18 protein-coding genes are annotated in these 20,170 nt (G+C 68.6%); 9 read left to right on the top strand and 9 right to left on the bottom strand.

The features are described from left to right. Positions 1–71: 71 nt before the first annotated feature. From ACLHIH_RS04650 to ACLHIH_RS04635, 4 genes are all read left to right on the top strand, one after another. Positions 72–383: a hypothetical protein gene (locus tag ACLHIH_RS04650; RefSeq protein ID WP_411315532.1), complete on the top strand. Its 312-nt coding sequence runs from the start codon at positions 72–74 to the stop codon at positions 381–383. A gap of 77 nt (positions 384–460) precedes the next feature. Next, positions 461–2,935: a phosphoketolase gene (locus ACLHIH_RS04645; RefSeq protein ID WP_411315531.1), complete on the top strand. Its 2,475-nt coding sequence runs from the start codon at positions 461–463 to the stop codon at positions 2,933–2,935. 20 nt (positions 2,936–2,955) lie between these two features. Further along, positions 2,956–3,435 (top strand): PPOX class F420-dependent oxidoreductase, encoded by a 480-nt coding sequence (locus tag ACLHIH_RS04640; protein ID WP_411315530.1) that lies wholly within the window; start codon positions 2,956–2,958, stop codon positions 3,433–3,435. A 54-nt stretch (positions 3,436–3,489) separates the two neighbouring features. Continuing rightward, positions 3,490–5,673, top strand: coding sequence for a DEAD/DEAH box helicase (locus tag ACLHIH_RS04635; RefSeq protein ID WP_411315529.1), 2,184 nt, complete (start codon positions 3,490–3,492; stop codon positions 5,671–5,673). Between the two features lie 36 nt (positions 5,674–5,709). On the opposite strand, the gene ACLHIH_RS04630 is transcribed toward ACLHIH_RS04635, so the two are convergent. From ACLHIH_RS04630 to ACLHIH_RS04595, 8 genes are all read right to left on the bottom strand, one after another. Further along, positions 5,710–6,411, bottom strand: coding sequence for an NADPH-dependent F420 reductase (locus ACLHIH_RS04630; RefSeq protein ID WP_411315528.1), 702 nt, complete (start codon positions 6,409–6,411; stop codon positions 5,710–5,712). A gap of 136 nt (positions 6,412–6,547) precedes the next feature. Next, positions 6,548–7,264 (bottom strand): DUF4166 domain-containing protein, encoded by a 717-nt coding sequence (locus ACLHIH_RS04625; protein WP_411315527.1) that lies wholly within the window; start codon positions 7,262–7,264, stop codon positions 6,548–6,550. After that, a complete protein-coding gene (locus tag ACLHIH_RS04620) occupies positions 7,261–7,869 on the bottom strand; it encodes an SRPBCC family protein (RefSeq protein WP_411315526.1) in 609 nt (202 codons plus the stop codon). The genes ACLHIH_RS04625 and ACLHIH_RS04620 overlap by 4 nt, the downstream gene beginning before the upstream one ends. A 2-nt stretch (positions 7,870–7,871) precedes the next feature. Then, a complete protein-coding gene (locus ACLHIH_RS04615) occupies positions 7,872–8,369 on the bottom strand; it encodes a hypothetical protein (RefSeq protein ID WP_411315525.1) in 498 nt (165 codons plus the stop codon). A 38-nt stretch (positions 8,370–8,407) separates the two neighbouring features. Beyond that, positions 8,408–8,635 (bottom strand): helix-turn-helix transcriptional regulator, encoded by a 228-nt coding sequence (locus ACLHIH_RS04610; protein ID WP_411315524.1) that lies wholly within the window; start codon positions 8,633–8,635, stop codon positions 8,408–8,410. A 100-nt stretch (positions 8,636–8,735) separates the two neighbouring features. After that, complete coding sequence (locus ACLHIH_RS04605; protein ID WP_411315523.1) at positions 8,736–9,875, bottom strand: bifunctional 2-methylcitrate synthase/citrate synthase; 1,140 nt, start codon at positions 9,873–9,875, stop codon at positions 8,736–8,738. A gap of 45 nt (positions 9,876–9,920) precedes the next feature. Further along, on the bottom strand, positions 9,921–10,820 hold the full coding sequence (prpB, locus tag ACLHIH_RS04600) for a methylisocitrate lyase (RefSeq protein ID WP_411315522.1): 900 nt from the start codon (positions 10,818–10,820) through the stop codon (positions 9,921–9,923). Continuing rightward, complete coding sequence (locus tag ACLHIH_RS04595) at positions 10,820–12,334, bottom strand: MmgE/PrpD family protein (RefSeq protein ID WP_411316313.1); 1,515 nt, start codon at positions 12,332–12,334, stop codon at positions 10,820–10,822. The genes prpB and ACLHIH_RS04595 overlap by 1 nt, the downstream gene beginning before the upstream one ends. Before the next feature lie 196 nt (positions 12,335–12,530). On the opposite strand from ACLHIH_RS04595, the gene ACLHIH_RS04590 reads away from it, so the two are divergent. From ACLHIH_RS04590 to ACLHIH_RS04570, 5 genes are all read left to right on the top strand, one after another. Next, entirely contained in the window at positions 12,531–12,878 is a 348-nt protein-coding gene (locus ACLHIH_RS04590; RefSeq protein WP_411315521.1) for a DUF485 domain-containing protein, read from the top strand. Beyond that, complete coding sequence (locus ACLHIH_RS04585; RefSeq protein WP_411315520.1) at positions 12,875–14,491, top strand: cation acetate symporter; 1,617 nt, start codon at positions 12,875–12,877, stop codon at positions 14,489–14,491. The genes ACLHIH_RS04590 and ACLHIH_RS04585 overlap by 4 nt, the downstream gene beginning before the upstream one ends. Positions 14,492–14,881: 390 nt before the next feature. After that, positions 14,882–15,685 carry an amino acid ABC transporter substrate-binding protein gene (locus tag ACLHIH_RS04580; protein WP_411315519.1) on the top strand — a complete coding sequence of 268 codons (804 nt, stop codon included), beginning with the start codon at positions 14,882–14,884 and terminating at the stop codon, positions 15,683–15,685. Positions 15,686–15,750: 65 nt separating this feature from the next. Next, the gene (locus tag ACLHIH_RS04575) at positions 15,751–16,419 is read left to right on the top strand and encodes an amino acid ABC transporter permease (protein WP_411315518.1); all 669 of its coding nucleotides are present in this window, start codon (positions 15,751–15,753) and stop codon (positions 16,417–16,419) included. Next, positions 16,406–17,200 (top strand): amino acid ABC transporter ATP-binding protein, encoded by a 795-nt coding sequence (locus ACLHIH_RS04570; RefSeq protein ID WP_411315517.1) that lies wholly within the window; start codon positions 16,406–16,408, stop codon positions 17,198–17,200. The genes ACLHIH_RS04575 and ACLHIH_RS04570 overlap by 14 nt, the downstream gene beginning before the upstream one ends. Before the next feature lie 4 nt (positions 17,201–17,204). On the opposite strand, the gene ACLHIH_RS04565 is transcribed toward ACLHIH_RS04570, so the two are convergent. Continuing rightward, a complete protein-coding gene (locus ACLHIH_RS04565) occupies positions 17,205–20,168 on the bottom strand; it encodes an AAA family ATPase (RefSeq protein ID WP_411316312.1) in 2,964 nt (987 codons plus the stop codon). Positions 20,169–20,170: the final 2 nt, after the last annotated feature.

The raw sequence follows: 20,170 nt of genomic DNA, 5'->3' as shown, positions 1-20,170 counted from the left end.
CGAATGGGGGGCAGAGGGTGCCGCCACAGCAGCGTAGTGTTGCCTCGAACCGTATTCGTTGGGGGACATCGATGGTTATCAACACGGCAACTCTGGATCGGGCTCGGGGCCTCGATCGTCACGACTCCGCTGGGCGCGCCAGCGTCGCGCCTCCCGCACGAGCACGCTCCGTCGTCGCTCGGCGCAACGCGCGGGTGCTCGCCGACGTCACCACCCGACTGACGAGCCCGCTCGTCGGCATCGCGCTCCTCCTCGCTTTCGCGATCGTGAGCGCTCTCGGTCTCGGCCCCGTCGCGGTGTTCGCCGTCGGGGCAGCGGTCATTCTGTGGACCGTCGGGTTCGCACAGCGCCTCTCGCTTCGCGGGGAGACCGCTCGGCGCTGAGCCTGCGCAACCCCTGGTTTCGTCGAACGACCCGGTCGTAGGGTGAGGCTCATCGCCGCCCACCGACCGGGAGAGCCATGAGCTTCGCACCAGCATCCACAGCGTCAGCGTCACCCGCGGCGTCCCCGTCGTCGATCGATCGGAGCGCGCTCGACGCGATCGATGCGCGATGGCGGGCGGCGAACTACCTCTCCGTCGGTCAGATCTACCTGCTCGACAACCCGCTGCTCACCGAGCCTCTCGATCGAGACCACGTCAAGCGCCGGTTGCTCGGACACTGGGGCACCACCCCCGGGCTCAATTTCGTCTGGGCGCACCTCGACCGCATCATCCGGGAGCGCGCGCAAGCCGCTCTCTTCATCGCGGGCCCCGGCCACGGCGGCCCGGGGGTCGTCGCCAACGCGTGGCTCGACGGCACCTACAGCGAGCTCTACCCCGACGTGCCGCAGACGGCCGAGGGGATGCGCGCCCTCTTCCGGCAGTTCTCGTTTCCCGGCGGAATCCCGAGCCACGCGTCCCCCGAGACACCAGGGTCGATCCACGAGGGCGGCGAGCTCGGATACGCGCTCTCGCACGCCTACGGCGCGGCGTTCGACAATCCCGATCTGCTCGTCGCGGCGGTCGTGGGCGACGGTGAAGCCGAGACGGGGCCGCTCGCGACGAGCTGGCTCTCCAACACCTTCGTCAATCCCCTCGCCGACGGCGTCGTGCTGCCGATCCTGCACCTCAACGGCTACAAGATCGCGAACCCCACGATTCTCGCGCGGATGCCCGAGTCGCAATTGCTCGACCTCATGCGCGGCTACGGTCACTCCCCCCACATCGTCTCGGGGGGCTTCGACGGTGAAGACCCGGTCGCCGTGCACGCTCGCATGGCCGCGACCCTCGACACGGTGCTCGACGAGATCGCGGCGATCAAGGCCGCGGCGGCCGACGGCACTCTCGAGGGGCAACCCCGCTGGCCGATGATCATCCTCCGCACGCCCAAGGGCTGGACCTGCCCGTCGGAGATCGACGGACTCCAGGTCGAGGGCACCTGGCGAGCGCACCAGGTGCCGCTCGCGAGCGCCCGCGACACCGTCGAGCACACGCGCTTGCTCGAGTCGTGGATGAAGTCGTACCGCCCCGAAGAACTGTTCGGTGCCGACGGCGTTCCGAACGAGACGATCGTCGCCGCGACCCCCGAGGGCGACCTGCGGATGAGTGCGACGCCGCACGCGAACGGGGGGCGCCTGCGCCGCCCCCTCGAGCTCACCGACTTCCGCGAGCACGGTGTCGACGTGCCGGCGCCGGGCGAGACATCCGCGTCGGCCACCGGGGTCTTCGGCGACTGGCTCGCGACGGTCGTGCGCGACAACCCGCACACCTTCCGACTCTTCGGGCCCGACGAGACCGCGTCGAACCGGCTGCAGGGCGTCTACGCCGAGACCGACAAGCAGTGGTCGAGCGAGATCCTCCCCCTCGACGAGCACCTCGCACGTGCGGGCCGCGTGATGGAGGTGCTGAGCGAGCACCAGTGCCAGGGCTGGCTCGAGGGCTACCTCCTGAGCGGGCGCCACGGGCTCTTCAGTTGCTACGAGGCGTTCGTGCACATCGTCGACTCGATGGTCAACCAGCACGCGAAGTGGCTCGAATCGTCGGCGGACATCCCGTGGCGAGAGCCCGTCTCGTCACTCAACTACCTGCTCACCTCGCACGTGTGGAGGCAAGACCACAACGGCTTCAGCCACCAGGATCCGGGATTCATCGACCACGTCATGAACAAGAAGCCCGACGTCGTGAGGGTCTACCTGCCGCCGGATGCCAACACCCTCCTCTCGACGATGGACCACTGCTTGCGTTCGACCGACTATGTCAACGTCGTCGTCGCCGGCAAACAGCCGAGCGGAGCCTGGCTCTCGATGGACGACGCCATCGATCACTGCGCGAGGGGACTCGGGGTGTGGGAGTGGGCGAGCAGTGAGCGCGACGGCGGCGAACCCGACGTCGTGCTCGCGTGCGCGGGCGACGTGCCGACGCTCGAGGCACTCGCCGCGGCGGCACTCTTGCGCGAGCACGTTCCCGAGCTCGCGGTGCGATTCGTCAACGTCGTCGACCTCATGCGACTGCAAGACGAGACGCAGCACCCGCACGGGCTCGCGAGTGACGCGTTCGACGCGGTGTTCCCTCCCGGGCGCCCCGTGATCTTCGCCTATCACGGCTACCCCGCGCTCATCCATCGCCTGACCTACCGGCGAACCGGCCACGACGACATCCATGTGCACGGCTTTCTCGAGGAGGGCACGACGACGACCCCCTTCGACATGGTCATGATGAACAGGCTCGACCGGTATTCGCTCGTGATCGACGTGATCGATCGGGTCGACGGCCTCGCCGCTCGCGCCCCCGACGCGCGGCAGAGGATGGTGGATGCTCGCGACCGCGCGCATCGCTACACGCGCGAGTTCGGCGTCGACATCCCCGAGGTCGCGGACTGGCAGTGGTCGGCGAGCGGTGCCGGGCATCAGCAGTCGGAGTCGGCGAGCGACGACACGCAGGGCGACAACGACTGACCGGCGCGTAGCCTGGGCGGATGGCCAGAAGCATCGCAACGAACACCCCCGTCGACCTCGACGGTGTGCTCGAGTTCATCCGCCCGCGGCACCGCATGCTCGTGTCGACGACACGTTCCGACGGCAGGCCGCAGATCTCGCCTGTGTCGGGAGGAGTGGACGACGACGGCCGCATCGTGATCTCGACCTACCCCGGCCGGGCGAAGACACGCAACCTCGAACGCGACCCGCGCGCGAGCGTTCTCGTGCTCTCGGACGACTGGAACGGCGCGTGGGTGCAGGTCGACGGCGACGCCGAAGTCATCACGATGCCCGCGGCCGCCGACGCCCTCGTCGACTACTACCGCGCGATCGCGGGCGAGCACCCCGACTGGACCGAGTATCGCGAGGCGATGACCCTGCAGAACAAGGCGCTCATCCGCATCACACCGACCCGATGGGGACCGATCGCGACCGGCGGTTTCCCGGCGGATGTCGCGGCGCGACTCGACGGTCGGTAGATACTGACGGTCGGTGGCTACTGACAGTCGGTAGCTACTGACAGGCTGGATGGCATGACGGACACCCCCGCGACATCCTCCCGCCCCGACACCCGCACCGAGGCGCTCGGCATCCTGCGCGCCCTCGTCGGGCGCGACGACGTCGACTTTCACGAGGGCCAGTTCGACGCCATCGAGACCCTCGTCGACCGTCGGCGTCGCGCTCTCGTCGTGCAGCGCACCGGGTGGGGCAAGTCGGCCGTCTACTTCGTCTCCACCCTCCTTCTGCGCCGGCGCGGAGCCGGGCCGACCATCCTCGTCTCACCCCTGCTCGCCCTCATGCGCGACCAGGTGGCCGCCGCCGAGCGGGCGGGGGTTCGCGCGCTCGCCATCAACTCGACGAACGCGCACGAGTGGTCGGATGTGCTCGACGCCCTCCGTGCCGACGAGGTCGACGTGCTCCTCGTCTCGCCCGAGCGACTCAACAACCCCTCGTTCCGTGACGAACAGCTCCCGGCCCTCGTCGATCGCGCCGGGCTCCTCGTCGTCGACGAGGCGCACTGCATCTCCGACTGGGGTCACGACTTCCGCCCCGACTACCGCCGTTTGCGCGACCTCATCGCGCAGTTGCCCTCGGGGGTGCCCGTGCTCGCGACGACCGCCACGGCCAACGAGAGGGTCGTCGCCGACGTCGCCGAACAACTCGACAGCGAGCACGACGGGGCGGGCGAGAGGGCGAGCGAGGGCACAGCTGCGCCCGGGGTCGTGACGATCCGCGGCCCGCTCGCGAGAGCGTCGCTGCGTCTCGGGGTGCTGAGGTTGCCCGACGCCCGAAGCCGCCTCGCGTGGCTTCTCACCCACCTGGCAGCGCTCCCGGGGAGCGGCATCATCTACGCCCTCACCGTTTCGGCGGCCGAAGACACCGCGCGCTTGCTGCGCGACGCGGGCCACGACGTGCACGCCTACACGGGGCGCACCGACACGGCCGATCGCGAGACCCTCGAGGGCAGGCTCAAGTCGAACGACCTCAAGGCTCTCGTCGCGACGAGCGCGCTCGGCATGGGGTTCGACAAGCCCGACCTCGGTTTCGTCGTGCACCTCGGTGCCCCCTCCTCCCCCGTGGCCTACTACCAGCAGGTCGGGCGTGCGGGGAGAGCCACGGCGAATGCCGACGTTCTGCTTCTGCCGGGAACCGAGGATGCCGCGATCTGGCAGTATTTCGCGACAGCGTCGATGCCCGTCGAGTCGCGCGCCCGCGCCGTGATCGACGCGCTCAGCGACACTCCCCTCTCGACCCCGGCGCTCGAAGCGCGCGTCGATGTGCGGCGCACCCCGCTCGAACTGCTGCTCAAAGTGCTCGACGTCGACGGCGCCGTCAAGCGCGTGCGCGGAGGGTGGGTGTCGACCGGCGCCCCGTGGCAGTACGACGCCGAACGCTACGCCCGCATCACCGAGGCCAGGGAGCGCGAACAGCAGTCGATGCTCGACTACGAGGCGTTGCCCGCGGGCCCCGAGGGGTGCCGCATGGCATTTCTCCAGAGGGCCCTCGACGACGCCACCGCGACACCGTGCGGCCGCTGCGACAACTGCGCCGGCCCCTGGTTCGAGGCCGACGTCGATTCGAGCGCGCGCGAGAGCGCGGCGGGCTCCCTCGACCGCGTCGGTGTCGAGATCGACCCGCGAGCACAGTGGCCGAGCGGCATGGACCGCCTCGGCGTCGCCGTGAAAGGCAACATCCCCGTCGGCGAACGGGCCGAGTCGGGCCGCGCCCTCGCGCGCCTCACCGACCTCGGCTGGGGAGGAACACTGCGCGAGATCTTCGCGCCCGGCGCGGTCGACGCTCCCGCGACCCCCGCGCTCGTGGCCGCGTGCGTGCGCGTTCTCGCCGATTGGGGGTGGGCCGAGCGGCCCGTCGCCGTCGCGAGTGTGCCGTCTCGCCGACATCCGCAGCTCATCGAGTCGATCGCCCGAGGGCTCGCGGATGCCGGGCGCCTCGACTACCTGGGGCCGCTCGAGCTCCTCGGCGGCGGCCCCGAGGGCGACCCCGGGGGCAACAGCGCCTACCGGCTCGCGTCGGTGCGCGGACGATTCGGAGTGCCGGCGGGTGGGGTGCAGTCGGGTGGGGTGCCGACATCCGGCCCCGTGCTCCTCGTCGACGACCTCGTCGACAGCCGGTGGACCATGACGGAGGCGGCGCGCACCCTCAGGCTCGCCGGGGCACCCGCGGTGTTGCCGTACGCGCTCGCGGTGCGCGGCTGACGGGGCGAGCAGGCTCGGCTCGGCCGGTGTCGCCGATCAGCTCTGATCGGAACGCGCTGCACCGATGAGCACACCGCGCTCGGTGGCGGGAAACCGCTCGAGGGCCGCCTCGATGTCGGCGCGCGGGAAGTTCGCCCCGAAGAGCTCGCTCCCGGGTTGCAGCGAGACGCTCTCGTGCAGGGTTCCGGCGATGACCGGGTCGAACCCCACTGCGTCGACGAGGCGCGCGACCTCGGCGAGAGCGTCATCATCGTCGCCCGCGATCGCCATCGCCCGTCGCCCAGGGGCGCCTGCGGGCTGGGGCCCCTCGTCGAGGTCGTGGTAGCCCATGTGACTGAACGCCTTGACGACGCGCGACCCGTTCAGGAAGCTCTGCACGAGCTCGCTCGACGAGACGTCGACGCGCGCGAGGTCGTCTCGGACGCCATCGACCTCCCACCAGTAGTTCATGGCGTCGATGACGAGCGTGCCCTCCAGGAGGTCGCGGGGCACGCTGCGGTACTTGCCGAGCGGCAGGGCGAGGATGACGATGTCGGCGTGGCGGGCGACATCGTCTGCCGAGGTCGCGACCGCGCCGGGCACGAGCACCTCGATCGTGAGGGCGATGCGTGACGGGTCGCCGGATCCGGCGATGAGCACGGGATAGCCGGCCGCGAGAAAGAGCCGGCCGAGCACCGTGCCGACCTTGCCCGCGCCGAGGATCCCGATGACCGGGGGTTCGGTGACGGTGTCGGGCATGGTGGCTCTCCTCGGGTCGTGCCCGCGGGGTCGTTCCGCCGCGGATGTGCTGGTGGGGTCGTGCTGGTGGGGGCGGCGGCGCCCCGGGAGGATGAACCGCGAAGCGCCGAAGCGCATTCCCGTTGCTAGCCCCGCATTACAGTCGGCGTTCGTGCCGTCGCGGCAGAAGGTGCTGCGGAGTAGTGTCCGCTGCGGGATACGACGCGGTGAAGCATCCCTCGTATCCGAAGAGAAAACCGAACACCCGATTTCTGACCTCGAGACTGATGCGGAACACCCCCGCTTCGGCATCCCAGCTCTCGCGGAGGTCGGCGCGACCGGAGAACACCATCGGAAAGCGAAATGCGAGGGGCCCCTCGTAGAAGCGCTGCGCCTCCGACCGCAAGTGCAGCGAGCCGTCGGCCTCGACGGTGAGATCGAGGTCGACGGCGAGATGCTGGTGCGTGCCGAGATAGTCGACGATGACACCGCGGTGCGGGTCGATGACCATCGTCGCGTCGAACCTGCTCGACCTCGCCTTGCCCGGCACCCGATACTCCCTCACGAAGGTCACGGTTTCTCGGCCGTGCGGGTCGAGGTAGGGGTAGTTCGAGATCGTGAACGGCACATCGTCGCCCACGTCGGCGATGAGGATGTTTCGCAGTTTTCCGATGTGCAGAAACGGAACGGTCCACCACGGCCCACGACGAACGCGCGTCATCACGCCGGTTCCGACCATCGCGTATCCCCCGTCGAGCGACACGCCGAAGCGCTTCTGCAACTCGGGGTGCAGTCTCGAGAAGTCGGCTCCGAGAGCGCGCGCGAAGACGGACCCGCGGGTGTCGTCGCCCGTCGTCGACAATCGGGTTCTCACGGCTGAGGCAGACCTTTCAGTGTCGCCGGAGCGTGACCCATCGGGTCGCGTCCGGGGGCTCGGATGACGCATCTCGACGCGCGGGGGCGATCACGGCGCCACACGGCGAGCACGCTCCAGCTCGGCCAGCGCTCCGGGGCGGTGCCCGTTTCTGCCCAGATGCGCAGACGATCGAACGACCACGCCGTCATCCACAGCACGAGAGGCCGCAGAGCGCGATCGACCAGAGGTCCGAAACCGGGCTCGTAGTCGTAACCCGTGATGAATCGCACTCCGCCGTCGACGGGAACGTATCGCCAGTACCCCTGCCCCGATCGCAGGGGCGACAGGCGGTCGGTCGTCGTGAACCTCAGCGCGGAGGTGCGTGTTCCGTCTGACCGGATCTTCTCGCCGATCGACGTGCCGGTACCTCGGATCGTGTGCCCGGGCAGTCGACGCTCGTAGTCGAACCGGTACCCGCCATCGGCGAGGTCTCCTGCGGGCGCGATACGACTGAAGCGCACATCCCACCGGGTGTGCTGTGACGGATTCTGCGTCAGCCCCCACACGGTGTCGACGTCGGCGCGGACGAACGTCTCGACGTAGAGAGCCCTGTTGCGACTCATCATCACCCTCGCGAATCGCGACGGGCGGCCGCGCGTCGATACCCGACGAGCGCACCCACGATCGCTGCGAGACCCCCGAGCATTCCGCCGACTACCGCGCCCTGAGCCATGCCCCCGAAGAAACCCTCGCCGGGGGTGACGTCGAGTGTCGGTGTCGGCAGGATCGGCTGGCCGGTGAACACCGTGACGGCCATCGCAGCGAAGGTGAGCACCATTCCGGCGCCGAGGATCACGAACGTGCGGGTCGTCGACCTGTCGCCCGCGTTCTCGGCCATGGCGCGGATGTCGACCCCGTGCTGCTTCGCGTACCACTGCGCGGCGGCGGACGGGAGGATCGTCATGGCCAGGAGCGCGACAGCGACGATCAGATACCCGACGGTCGAGGCGATCACCGCGAGAGCGAGGCTGAGGTAGATGCCCATGGTCAGGCCGAACGAACTCGCCTCCATGAACACGGCCTTCTCGCGTTCGTCGCCGTAGGCCGGGTTGTCGAGGTCCATGGCTCGTTCGGCTAGCCGGCTGAGTCGAGATTGACGTGTCATCGGTCGTCTCCTGTGTCGTCGGTGAAGAGTTGTTCCACGGTGCCCTCGAGAGCACGAGCGATGCGCAGCGCGAGATAGACCGACGGGGCGTAGTCGCCCTGTTCGATCGCGATGATCGTCTGTCGACTCACGTTCACGCGTGACGCGAGCTCGGCTTGCGTCAGTCGCACGAGGGTGCGGCGCTCTCGCACGGGCGAGGGTGTCGGCGACTGTCGAGGGGTCATGGCTCGATGTTAGGGATAGTTGACATTGAATGTCAATGATATTTGACACTGATGATCGCGGCTCGGTGCAGACGAGCACCGTTGCGGCACGATCCGCGGCTCACGGCACGGGGCGCTCGTCGGGTCCGGAGTAGAGCGAGAGCGGGCGGATGAGCGCGTTGGCGGCTCGCTGCTCCATGATGTGCGCCGTCCACCCGGTCACTCTCGCCGCGACGAAGAGGGGGGTGAACGCCGCCGTGTCGAACCCCATGAGGTGGTAGGCGGGGCCCGACGGGTAGTCGAGGTTCGGCTTGATGTTCTTCGCGTCGTCCATCGCCGTTTCGAGGGCGGTGTAGAGGTCGAGGATGTCCGCCCGGTCGTAGTGCTCGACGAGGCGGTCGAGCGCCGCTCTCATGGTCGGCACGCGCGAGTCGCCGTTCTTGTAGACGCGATGCCCGAAGCCCATGATCTTGCGCTTCGCCGCGAGCGACGCGGTGAGCCAGGCGTCGACGCGCTCGGGTGCGCCGTCTCCGACCCCGATCTCGTCGAACACGTGCATGACCGCCTCGTTGGCTCCACCGTGCAGCGCGCCCTTGAGGGCTCCGATCGCTCCGGTCACCGCGGAATGCAGGTCGCTCAGAGTCGAGGTGATGACCCGCGCCGTGAACGTCGACGCGTTGAAGGAGTGCTCGGCGTAGAGGATCATCGACACGTCGAACGCCTCGACGACGACCGGATCGGGAACGACGCCGAACGTCATGTGCAAGAAGTTCTCGCTGTACCCGAGGTCGACGCGCGGCTCGATGGCCTCGAGTCCGTGACGTCGGCGGTGGTCGAACGCGATGATCGCCGGGAGCTTCGCGAACAGCGCCATCGACTTTTCGAGCTCGGCCTCCGGGGACTCGTCTGCGGTGGTCGGGTCGACCGCACCGATGACGCTTACTGCCGTGCGCACGACATCCATCGGGTGGGAGTCGAGCGGCAGAGCGTCGATGACGACCCTGATGGCGGGGTCGAGGGTGCGGTTCGCGCGCTCGGCCGCGCTGAAGGCGTCACGCTGCTCGTCCGTCGGCAGCTCGCTGTGCCAGAGGAGATAGGCGACCTCCTCGAACGAGCACGACGCCGCGAGCTCCTGCACCGGGTAGCCGCGGTACAGCAGCGAGTTCGTGTCGGGGTTGACCTTCGAGATCGCCGTCGTGTCGACGACAACACCCGCGAGCCCCTTCTTGATGTCGATGGTGCTGACGGCGCTGTCGGTCATCGTGTTCTCCTGGCCTGTGGGGGATGCGGGGGCGGTGTCGGAACGCTAGCGCTCGACGGTGAAGTCGAAGATCGTCGAGTCGAACGCCGTGTAGCCCCGGTAGTCGACGAGGTCGTAGAGGTCGGCGCGGTGCTGCATCTCGCCGAGCTTCGACGTGAGCGAGCCCTCGGTCGTGATCGTCTCGAGTGCCCGTTCGGATGCCCCCATCGCGATGCGCAAGAGCGACACCGGCCAGATGACGATGTTGATTCCGACCGACGCGAGCTGTTCGGTCGTGAAGAGCTCGCTCTTGCCGAACTCGGTCATGTTCGCGAGGATCGGCACGTCGACGGCTGCTCGCATCGCCGCGAACTCGTGGAGCGTCGCCATCGCCTCGGGGAAGATCGCATCCGCTCCCGCGTCGACGAGTGCTTTGGCCCGGTCGACGGCCGCGTCGAGACCGTCGATCGCCCGGATGTCGGTGCGCGCCATGATGAGGAAGTTGTCGTCGCGACGGGCATCCCTGGCCGCACGGATGCGACCGACCGCGGTCTGCTCGTCGACGACCTGTTTGCCGTCGAGGTGCCCGCAGCGCTTCGGGTTCACCTGGTCTTCGATGTGCAGGCCGCCGAGACCGGCGTCTTCGAGCTCGTGCACCGTGCGCGCGACGTTCATGGGTTCACCGAACCCGGTGTCGGCGTCGATGATCGTCGGCAGGTCGGTCATGCGCGCGATCTGGCGGCCGCGCGTCGCGACCTCGGTGAGCGTCGTGAGACCGATGTCCGGAAGTCCGAGGTCGGCCGCGATGACCGCACCCGAGATGTAGACGCCGTCGAAGCCGCTGCGCTCGATGAGCCGCGCCGAGAGGGGGTTGAACGCTCCCGGAAAACGCAGCAGCTCACCTGTCGAGAGTCGTTCGCGAAACAGCCGTCGCTTCTCGTGTGCGGCCACGGTCGAGTACAGCATCAGAAGAGTCCCTTCGGGGTCGGGAGCGCCTCGAGCAGCCCCGCGCGAGCGGTGATGCTGAGGCCGTCGAGCTCGTCCGACCGCAAGTGCGGCAAGCGCTCGGCGACGTCGAGAAAGCGGTCGATCTCGTCGTCGTCGAGGATGTCGGCGGCGAGCGTGCGGAACTTGGTCACGTAGTCGGCGCGAGAGAACGGCCTCGCCCCGAGCGGGTGGGCGTCGGCGACGGCGAGTTCGTCGACGATCGTCGATCCGTCGGTGAGCGTGATCTCGACACGGCCGCCGAACGCTTTCTCGGCGGGATCGATGGAGTGGTAGCGCCGGGTCCACTCCGGGTCTTCGCGCGTCGTCACGCTCCTCCAGAGTGCGACCGTGTCGGTGCGCGCGGCGCGCTCGGGAGTGTAGGAGTCGACGTGGTGCCACGAGCCGTCCTGCAGCGCGACCGCGAAGATGTAGGGGATCGAGTGGTCGAGGGTCTCGCGCGACGCCGTCGGGTCGTACTTCTGCGGATCGTTGGCGCCCGACCCGATAACGGTGTGCGTGTGGTGCGACGTCGCGATGACGATCGACCTGACCGCGCCGGGAGCGAGTACCTCGGGGTGTTCACGATGCAGTTTGCGGGCGAGGTCGATGAGCGCTTGGGCCTGGTATTCGGCCGAGTGCTCTTTCGTGTAGGTGTCGAGGATGCCCAGCTTCGGCTCCCCCGGTGCGGGAAGCGAGACCTCGTATCGCGCGTCCGGACCCCCGAGAAGCCACGCGATGACGCCGTCCTCGCCCTCGTAGATCGGGGTCGGGCTCGACTCGCCCCGCATCGCCCGGTCGACCGCCTCGACGGCGGCCTTGCCCGCGAGCGCCGGGGCGTGGGCCTTCCAGCTCGAGATCTCGCCCTTGCGGGATTGCCGCGTCGCGGTCGTCGTGTGCAGAGCCTGACCGACCGCCTGGAAGATCGTCTCGACGTCGAGACCGAGGAGTGTGCCGATGCCCGCCGCGGCCGACGGACCGAGGTGGGCCACGTGGTCGATCTTGTGCTCGTGCAGGCTGATGGCCTTGACGAGGTCGACCTGAATCTCGTAGCCGGTCGTGATCCCGCGCACGATGTCGCGACCCGTGAGTGCGCGCGCCGCCCCGAGGTGCTGAGCCACGGCCACGATCGCGGGGATGTTGTCGCCCGGGTGGGAGTACTCCGCGGCGAGGAAGGTGTCGTGGAAGTCGAGTTCGCGCACGGCCACGCCGTTCGCCCACGCGGCCCACTCGGGCGACGTGCGCGCGGAGGCAGCGGGGCCGAAGACCGTCGAACCCGCCCCGCCCGTCGAGGGGCCGTGAGCGAGAGCCTGCGATCGGGCGGATGTCACGGGGCGTCGGATGAGCGACGCGGCGGCGACCGCGGCGTTGTCGATCACGCGATTGACGACCATGTCGACGACGTCGCCGTCGGGATCGATCTGGTCGGTCGCGACGGTCGCGATCTTGTGGGCGAGCTGGTCGGGGCGATCGAGTCGCTCGTCGCTCCGGAACATCCGCACGGGGTGTGAGATCACGGTCGTCCTCCATCGGTGTCGGGCGCTGTCGACCCTACCGGACCCCCTCATCGCGCCGGAGGAGACAAGGTGGCGAAAGGAATTGACGGAATGTTCCCAGGAACGACGTTCTGTGACCGATACTCGACTCACCGACGCGTCGGCGCACCACCACCATCGAGGCAAGGAGGCCCCCATGACTGATGTTCCTCTCGACGATCCCCCCGTTTCGAAAGTCGACTACCTCGCGGTGGCGCAATCGGAGACGTTCCTGCGACTCAAGAAGCGGCATCGGAGCTTCACCTTTCCGCTCGCCGTGTTCTTCATCCTCTGGTACTTCACGTTCGTGCTCCTCGCGGCGTATGCGCCCGACGTCATGGCGACACCCGTCATCGGCGACATCAACATCGGGCTCATTCTCGGCCTCGGCCAGTTCGTCACGACCTTCGCGATCACAATGGGCTACGTCGCCTTCGCGAACCGCAAACTCGACCCGCTGAGCGCACAGCTGCGCTCCGAGATGGAAGGGGTCGAGCGCTCATGATCCCGGTACTCGCCACCGCGTCACCGGCGACCGCGGAGAACAACCCCGTTCTCAACATGTCGGTCTTCCTCGCGTTCGTCATCGTGACCCTCTTCATCGTCATCAGGGTGGGCCGCAACAACAAGTCCGCAGCCGATTACTACGCCGGCGGGCGTTCGTTCACGGGCCCGCAGAACGGCTTCGCGATCGCGGGAGACTACCTCTCGGCGGCATCGTTCCTCGGCATCGTCGGGGCCATCGCCGTCAACGGCTACGACGGTTTCCTCTACTCCATCGGGTTCCTCGTCGCGTGGCTCGTGGCGCTTCTGCTCGTCGCCGAGCTCATGCGCAACACGGGCAAGTTCACGATGGCCGACGTCTTGTCGTTCCGCCTCAAACAGGGTCCCGTGCGTGTCGCCGCCGCGACGACCACCCTCGCCGTGTGCTTCTTCTATCTGCTCGCGCAGATGGCCGGTGCCGGCGGGCTCGTCTCGCTCCTGCTCGGCATCGACGACTCCCTCGGTCAGTCGATCGTCGTGACCGTCGTGGGCGTGCTCATGATCGTCTACGTGCTCGTCGGCGGCATGAAGGGCACGACGTGGGTGCAGATCATCAAGGCGTTCCTGCTCATCCTCGGCGCCGGGGCCATGACGATCTGGGTGCTCGCCCTCAACGGCTTCAACCTCACGACCCTGTTCGAGAGTGCGATCGCGGCATCGACGACGAGTCCACCGGAAGCCATCCTCGCGCCGGGACTCCAGTACGGCGCGAACCCCCTCGACTTCATCTCGCTCGCACTCGCGCTCGTGCTCGGCACCGCGGGTCTCCCCCACGTGCTCATGCGCTTCTACACGGTTCCGACCGCGAAGGAGGCGCGCCGGTCGGTCGTCTGGGCCATCTGGCTCATCGGCGGGTTCTACCTGTTCACCCTCGTGCTCGGCTACGGCGCCGCAGCGCTCGTGGGGTCGGAGACGATCCTCGCGGCCCCGGGAGGGGTCAACTCGGCCGCACCGCTGCTCTCGCTCGCGCTCGGTGGGCCCATCCTGCTCGGGTTCATCTCCGCGATCGCCTTCGCGACGATCCTCGCGGTCGTCGCCGGTCTCACGATCACGGCGGCCGCCTCGTTCGCGCACGACATCTACGGGAGTGTCATCAAGAAGGGGAAGACCGCGCCGGGTGCCGAGGTCAAGGTCGGGCGGCGCACGGTCGTCGTGATCGGGCTCCTCGCCATCGCCGGAGGCATCGGCGTGCAGGGTCAGAACATCGCGTTCCTCGTCGCCCTCGCGTTCGCCGTCGCGGCCAGTGCGAACCTGCCGACGATCCTCTACTCGCTGTTCTGGAAGAAGTTCACGACGCGCGGTGCCGTGCTGAGCATGTACGGCGGTCTCGGAACGGCGATCGTGCTGATCGTCTTCTCCCCCGTCATCTCGGGAACCGAGACCTCGATGCTCGGCGACGGCGTCGATTTCGCGATCTTCCCGCTCAACAACCCCGGCATCGTCTCGATCCCCGTGGGGTTCCTGCTCGGGTGGCTCGGATCGCTCGGTGCTCGCGAAGAAGACCCGCGCATCGCCGCGGAGATGTCGGTGCGCTCGCTCACCGGCCACGGTGCCGAGAAAGCGGTCGAGCACTGATCGCCTGATCGGGTCGCGACGCGGCAGAAAGAGAGAGAGCCGAGCATCCGGACGGATGCTCGGCTCTCTCGTCGTGGTCGACGCGGTTACGCGGACTTCGACTTGCTCGCGGCCTTGTCTTTCTTGCCTTGGCGCTTCTCTTTGAGCGACTTGCTCGCCGCGGTCTTGCTGCTCGAACTCTTCGGTGACTTGTCAGCCATGATGTCCTCCTTCGTCGGAGCTCGGTCGGCTCGTCTCCGAAGCGTAGCCCCCACCTCTCAGAACGTCGCGACTTCTCGCGTAACAGGAATTTCGATGCCACGCGCGGCCTTGTTACCGTCGGGTGGGCTTCCGCCCCGCCACCACCAGCCGCCGCGAGCGATCCTCGCTGCCGTCGCAGAAAGCTCCACCATGAGAACCAGGTTCCTCTCCCTCGCCGTCGCCGCAACCGCCGCCCTCGCGCTCGCCGGATGCGCCACCGCGAGCAGCGACGAGACTGCGGAGGGTGACGACTCCCTCACCTCGGTGCAGGAGTCGGGCGTGCTCACGATCGGCACCGAGGGCACGTACCGCCCGTTCTCATTCCACGAAGACGGATCGGGTGACCTCACGGGGTTCGATGTCGAGATCGCGACGGCCGTCGCCGCAGAGCTCGGTGTCGAGGCGCAGTTCGAGGAGACCCAGTGGGACGCCATCTTCGCGGGCCTCGAGGCCGGGCGCTTCGATGTCATCGCCAACCAGGTGTCGATCACCCCGGAGCGACTCGAGACCTACGTCTTCAGCGAGCCGTACACCTACTCCACGGGCGTCATCGTCGTGCCGACCGATGACGACTCGATCGATTCCTTCGAGTCGCTCGAGGGCAAGACGACGGCGCAATCGCTCACGAGCAACTGGAACACGCTCGCTGTCGAGAGTGGGGCGACCGTCGAGGGTGTCGAGGGCTGGGCGCAGTCGGTCGCGCTCGTCGAGCAGGGGCGCGTCGACGCGACCATCAACGACAAGCTGACCTTCCTCGACTACGAGCAGACCACCGGCGCCGACACGATCAAGGTCGCCGCCGAGACCGAGGAGCAGTCGGAGAGTGCTTTCGCGCTCGCCGAGGGGAGCACCGAGCTCGCCGACGCGATCGACGAGGCGCTCGAGTCACTGCGTGCCGACGGTACCCTCGCCGAGATCTCGGAGAAGTACTTCGGCGCCGACGTCACCGAGTAGTCTCCGACGATGACTGATGGCGAGATGACGGAGGCGTTCCGACGACCTCGCCGCTCGGAGTCGACGTGAACGCCGACACCTGGCAGTTGATCCTCGACGCGTTCTGGCCGATCGTCGGCGGCGCGATCATGGGCACCATTCCGCTCGCCCTCGCGTCGTTCGCGATCGGCCTCGCCCTCGCTCTCGTCATCGCGCTCATGAGGCTCTCGCGCATCCGTGTCGTCTCGGGCATCGCGCGCGTCTACATCTCGCTCGTGCGGGGAACCCCTCTGCTCGTGCAGCTGTTCGTGATCTTCTACGGTCTTCCGTCGATCGGCGTCGTCATCGACCCGTGGCCGTGCGCGGTCATCGCCTTCTCGATCAACGTCGGGGGGTATGCCGCGGAGGTCATCCGCGCGGCCATCCTCTCGGTGCCGAAGGGCCAGTGGGAGGCGGCGCACATGGTGGGGATGTCGCGGCGCCTCGCCCTGCGGCGCATCATCCTCCCGCAAGCGGCGAGAGTGTCGGTGCCGCCGCTCTCGAACACGTTCATCAGCCTCGTGAAAGACACCTCGCTCGCGTCGCTCATCCTCGTGACCGAGCTCTTTCGCGAGGCCCAGCAGATCACCGCGTTCAGCGGGCAGTTCATGGTCATCTACCTCGAGGCGGCGCTCGTCTACTGGGTCATCTGCCTCGTGCTGTCGACCGGTCAGGACGCCCTCGAGAAGAGATTGGATCGGTATGTCGCCCACTGACGTCGACCCCCGCGGCTCCGACAGTGCCCCGGGCCCGCTGCTCACCGTGCGCGGCCTCGCGAAGACCTTCGGCACGACCGAGGTGCTCTCGTCGATCGATCTCACGCTCGAACGCGGCGGCGTGCTCACGCTCATCGGCGCGTCGGGGTCGGGCAAGACCACGATTCTGCGGTGCCTCAACGGACTCGAGATCGCGGATGCCGGCACCGTGAGTCTCGACGTCGAGACGATCGACTTCGGGGTGAAGCCTCACCCGCGTCGACTCGCGGCGCTGCGGGACTGCTCGGCGATGGTATTTCAGCACTACAACCTCTTTCCGCACAAGACCGTGCTCGACAACGTCATCGAGGGCCCCGTCGTCGTGCAGAAGCGCCCTCGAGCCGAGGTCGTCGCCGAGGCGGAGGCCCTGCTCGAGCGGGTGGGTCTCGCGCAGAAGCGCGACAGCTACCCGTTCGAGCTCTCGGGAGGTCAGCAGCAGCGCGTGGGCATCGTGCGCGCGCTCGCGTTGCGCCCCAAACTGCTGCTCTTCGACGAGCCGACCTCGGCGCTCGACCCTGAGCTCGTCGGCGACGTGCTCGGTCTCATCAAACAGCTCGCCTCGGAGGGCTGGACGATGGTCATCGTCACCCACGAGCTCGAGTTCGCGCGCGAGGTCGCGAGCGAGATCGCGTTCGTCGACGGCGGTCGCATCATCGAACGCGGAACCCCCGAGCAGGTGTTGCGCGCTCCCCAGCACGAGCGCACCCAGCGCTTTCTGCACCGCTTGCTGTTCCCGTTCTGAGGCCCTAGCCCGCTCGCGAGCCGTGTTCCTCGATGATGCTGTGGCCCGCGGCCGTCACGGTGATGCGCAGGGCCGCGGGGATCTGCTCCTTCATCGAGTCGACGTGGCTGATGAGCCCGATCGTGCGGCCGCCCGACCTCAAGCCGTCGAGAGTGCTCATGGCGATCTCGAGGGTCTCCGAGTCGAGCGATCCGAAGCCCTCGTCGACGAAGAGCGTGTCGAGCGCGACCCCGCCCGCTCCCGCGGTGACGACCTCGGCGAGACCGAGCGCGAGGGCGAGGGAGGCGAGAAACGTCTCTCCGCCCGAGAGCGAGTTGGTGGGCCGAGTTCGCCCCGTGTGTTCGTCGCGGATGGCGATGCCGAGCCCGGCCTCGGTGTTGCGATACTGCTTCGCGTCGTCGAGTTCGAGGGTGTATCTCGCACTCGTCATCGTGCGCAAGCGACCGTTGGCGGCGTCGATGATCTCTTCGAGTCGCGCCGCGAGCACGTAGGTCTCGAGGCGCATTCGCTTGGTGTTCGGTTGATCGCCGTGCACGACCGCCGCGAGCTCCCGCACGAGAGCGTGCTCGTGTGCGAGACCCGCGGATGCCGCGCGCTCGCGGTCGACGTCGCCCACGAGCTGGCGCACGCCCGCCGCCCGTTCGCTCGCCGCCGTCCGACGAGCGAACGCGTCGTCGCGCTCCGTCTGCGCGGCGTCGGCGGACTCCCGCAGCGGATCGAGGTGGACCGCGTCGATCGGGAGGCCCTGGAGCTCCGGGGAGTCGAGCACCGCGAGCGCCGCCGCGAGTTCGCCCTCGTGGGCGCGGATGCGATCCTCTGTCGTCTCGAGTTCGGCATCGGGGAGTCGGGCGGCGACGACGTCGTCGACGTCGTCGAAGTCCGATGCGGCGACGTGCTCGCCGAGGACCGTGTTGCTCGCGTCGGCGGTCGAGAGGGCGAGACCGACGGTGTCGCGCGCCGACACGAGCGCGCGCGCCCTGCCCACCACGAGTTCGAGCGCCTCGAGTCGAGCCGCGATCGACTCGAACTCGCCCCGGTGCTCGACGAGCCTCGTGGCGATGTCGATCATCCGGGTCGTCGCCGCGCCGAGAACGGTGACGGCGGCGTCGCGCGAGAGGCGATCCCGCTCGATCGCGTGTGTGACGGCGTCGAGCTCATCGATGCGCGAGGTGCGCTCGGCCGAACACGTCGCGACGTCGTCCGCCGCCGTGGTCGCGGTCGTGAGCGCCGCCTCGGCGTCGGCGAGCTCGGACTCGAGGTCGCCGAGGTCGCGCCCGCCGGACTCGGCGGCCGCGGCATCCCTCGCCCGCACCGCCTCGGCGACGACCGCACTGGCGGTCTCGAACTCCCTCCGCTCGTCGTCTGCGGCGAGCCGCGCGGCGTCGAGCGCGGTATCGCTCACGGCGGCGACATCGCTCACCGCAGGAGCCGGATGGTCGCGCGAGCCGCACACGGCGCACGGCTCACCGCTCTCGAGGGTCGCGGCGAGGGCCACCGCTTGACCGCTGAGTCTCGCGGAGAGGAGGTCGTCGAACGCCGTCACGGTGTCGCGGTGGCGCCGGCTCGCGAGCACCTCGAGTTCGCGCGCTGTCGCGAGGCGGCTTTCGCCGTCGAGAGCACGGTGGGCCGCGGCGATGGCCGCGGTGAGTCGCGCGACCGTCTCGCGGTGGTCGGGAAGGCGCGCGGCCACCGCGGTGAGCGACACGATGCGCTCGTCGAGGTGGTCGATCACGGCGGGCAGGCTCTCGCGCGATGCCGTCGATTCGTCGAGGCGGCTCTGCGCCGAGGCGACCTCCCGCTCGAGCCCGGGGATGCTCGCGGTGAGGTCGTCGACGGCGCGCTCGTCGTCGAGGCCCGAGCGTGCCGACCCGATGGTCTCGAGCAGCGCGTCGACGACGGTCGAGTCGACGGTGGCGGGGTCGCCGTTCACCCCGAACGCCGCATCGCGACGCCACTGTTCTTCGGCTCGAGCCAGTGCGGCCCACGCGTCGTCGAGGCGCTGCTGTGCCGCGCGAGCGGTCTCGACGTGCGGCCACACGAGGGCAGCCCGCCGCGCTCGAGAGACGACCCGTCTCTCGGCCTCGACGGCGTCCGCGCGCGACTGCAGGCGCGTTCGCCGCGAGAGCGCCTCGGCGCGACGGTCTTGACGCTCGCGCGTGGCCGTGGCCTCGGTGAGAGCATCCGCGGCGGTGCGCCAGACGGCATCCGCGGCTGTCGCGAGCGAGTCGGCGAGCGAGACCGCGGCGTCGACGGTGGTGACCGCCGACTCGAACCACTCCGCGGGCGCGGGGCTCGACGGCGCGTCGAGCCCGAGTTGCGCGGCGAGTCGCGCCGCGTGGCCGTCGATCGCCGCCGTGATGGCCTCGAGCTCGGTGTCGAGCACGCGCCGGCGAGCGAGAAGCGACGACTCGAGCTGCTCGAACCTCGCGGTCGCGAAGAGGGTGCGCAGAACGGCGCGACGCTCTTCGGTCTTGGCGAGCAGGAATCTCTGGAAGCGGTTCTGGGCGAGCAGGATCACCTGCAGAAACTGGTCTTGCTTGAGAGGCAGAACGCTCGCGAGTTCGTGGCCGACATCCACGGGTTTCGCGGCGATGCCGCGCCATCCGTCTCCGTCGGCGATATCGAGGTGGGCGGTCGGCGGCGCGGTGGTCGTCCCCGAGCCTGAGCGCTTGGGTCTCTCGAACTTCGGAGTGCGGTGAACGCGGTAGCGCTCGGTGCCGATCGAGAATTCGAGCTCGACGAAGGTCGGGTCTTCGGCGCGGCAGTGGTCGCTGCGCAGGCTCGAGTCACTCGCCTCGTAGCGCGGCACGGACCCGTAGAGCGCGAAACACACGGCGTCGAGGATGCTCGACTTGCCCGCACCGGTCCTGCCGGAGATGAGGAAGATGCCGTCGTCGTCGAAAGCCTCGAAATCGACGGTCTGCTCGTCGCGGAAAGGACCGAAACCGGCGACACGCAAGGCGAGCATCT

This window comes from Marisediminicola sp. LYQ134 (assembly GCF_046599635.1).
Lineage (GTDB): Bacteria > Actinomycetota > Actinomycetes > Actinomycetales > Microbacteriaceae > Marisediminicola.
This window is presented reverse-complemented; position numbering and strand designations above follow the sequence as displayed.

Excerpts from the sequence above, each read along its gene's own strand:
- ACLHIH_RS04650 (WP_411315532.1), top strand. The coding sequence starts at position 72 with ATGGTTATCAACACGGCAACTCTGGATCGGGCTCGGGGCCTCGATCGT.
- ACLHIH_RS04645 (WP_411315531.1), top strand. The coding sequence starts at position 461 with ATGAGCTTCGCACCAGCATCCACAGCGTCAGCGTCACCCGCGGCGTCC.
- ACLHIH_RS04640 (WP_411315530.1), top strand. The coding sequence starts at position 2,956 with ATGGCCAGAAGCATCGCAACGAACACCCCCGTCGACCTCGACGGTGTG.
- ACLHIH_RS04635 (WP_411315529.1), top strand. The coding sequence starts at position 3,490 with ATGACGGACACCCCCGCGACATCCTCCCGCCCCGACACCCGCACCGAG.
- ACLHIH_RS04630 (WP_411315528.1), bottom strand. The coding sequence starts at position 6,411 with ATGCCCGACACCGTCACCGAACCCCCGGTCATCGGGATCCTCGGCGCG.
- ACLHIH_RS04620 (WP_411315526.1), bottom strand. The coding sequence starts at position 7,869 with ATGAGTCGCAACAGGGCTCTCTACGTCGAGACGTTCGTCCGCGCCGAC.
- ACLHIH_RS04615 (WP_411315525.1), bottom strand. The coding sequence starts at position 8,369 with ATGGACCTCGACAACCCGGCCTACGGCGACGAACGCGAGAAGGCCGTG.
- ACLHIH_RS04610 (WP_411315524.1), bottom strand. The coding sequence starts at position 8,635 with ATGACCCCTCGACAGTCGCCGACACCCTCGCCCGTGCGAGAGCGCCGC.
- ACLHIH_RS04605 (WP_411315523.1), bottom strand. The coding sequence starts at position 9,875 with ATGACCGACAGCGCCGTCAGCACCATCGACATCAAGAAGGGGCTCGCG.
- prpB (WP_411315522.1), bottom strand. The coding sequence starts at position 10,820 with ATGCTGTACTCGACCGTGGCCGCACACGAGAAGCGACGGCTGTTTCGC.
- ACLHIH_RS04595 (WP_411316313.1), bottom strand. The coding sequence starts at position 12,334 with ATGTTCCGGAGCGACGAGCGACTCGATCGCCCCGACCAGCTCGCCCAC.
- ACLHIH_RS04590 (WP_411315521.1), top strand. The coding sequence starts at position 12,531 with ATGACTGATGTTCCTCTCGACGATCCCCCCGTTTCGAAAGTCGACTAC.
- ACLHIH_RS04585 (WP_411315520.1), top strand. The coding sequence starts at position 12,875 with ATGATCCCGGTACTCGCCACCGCGTCACCGGCGACCGCGGAGAACAAC.
- ACLHIH_RS04580 (WP_411315519.1), top strand. The coding sequence starts at position 14,882 with ATGAGAACCAGGTTCCTCTCCCTCGCCGTCGCCGCAACCGCCGCCCTC.
- ACLHIH_RS04570 (WP_411315517.1), top strand. The coding sequence starts at position 16,406 with ATGTCGCCCACTGACGTCGACCCCCGCGGCTCCGACAGTGCCCCGGGC.
- ACLHIH_RS04565 (WP_411316312.1), bottom strand. The coding sequence starts at position 20,168 with ATGCTCGCCTTGCGTGTCGCCGGTTTCGGTCCTTTCCGCGACGAGCAG.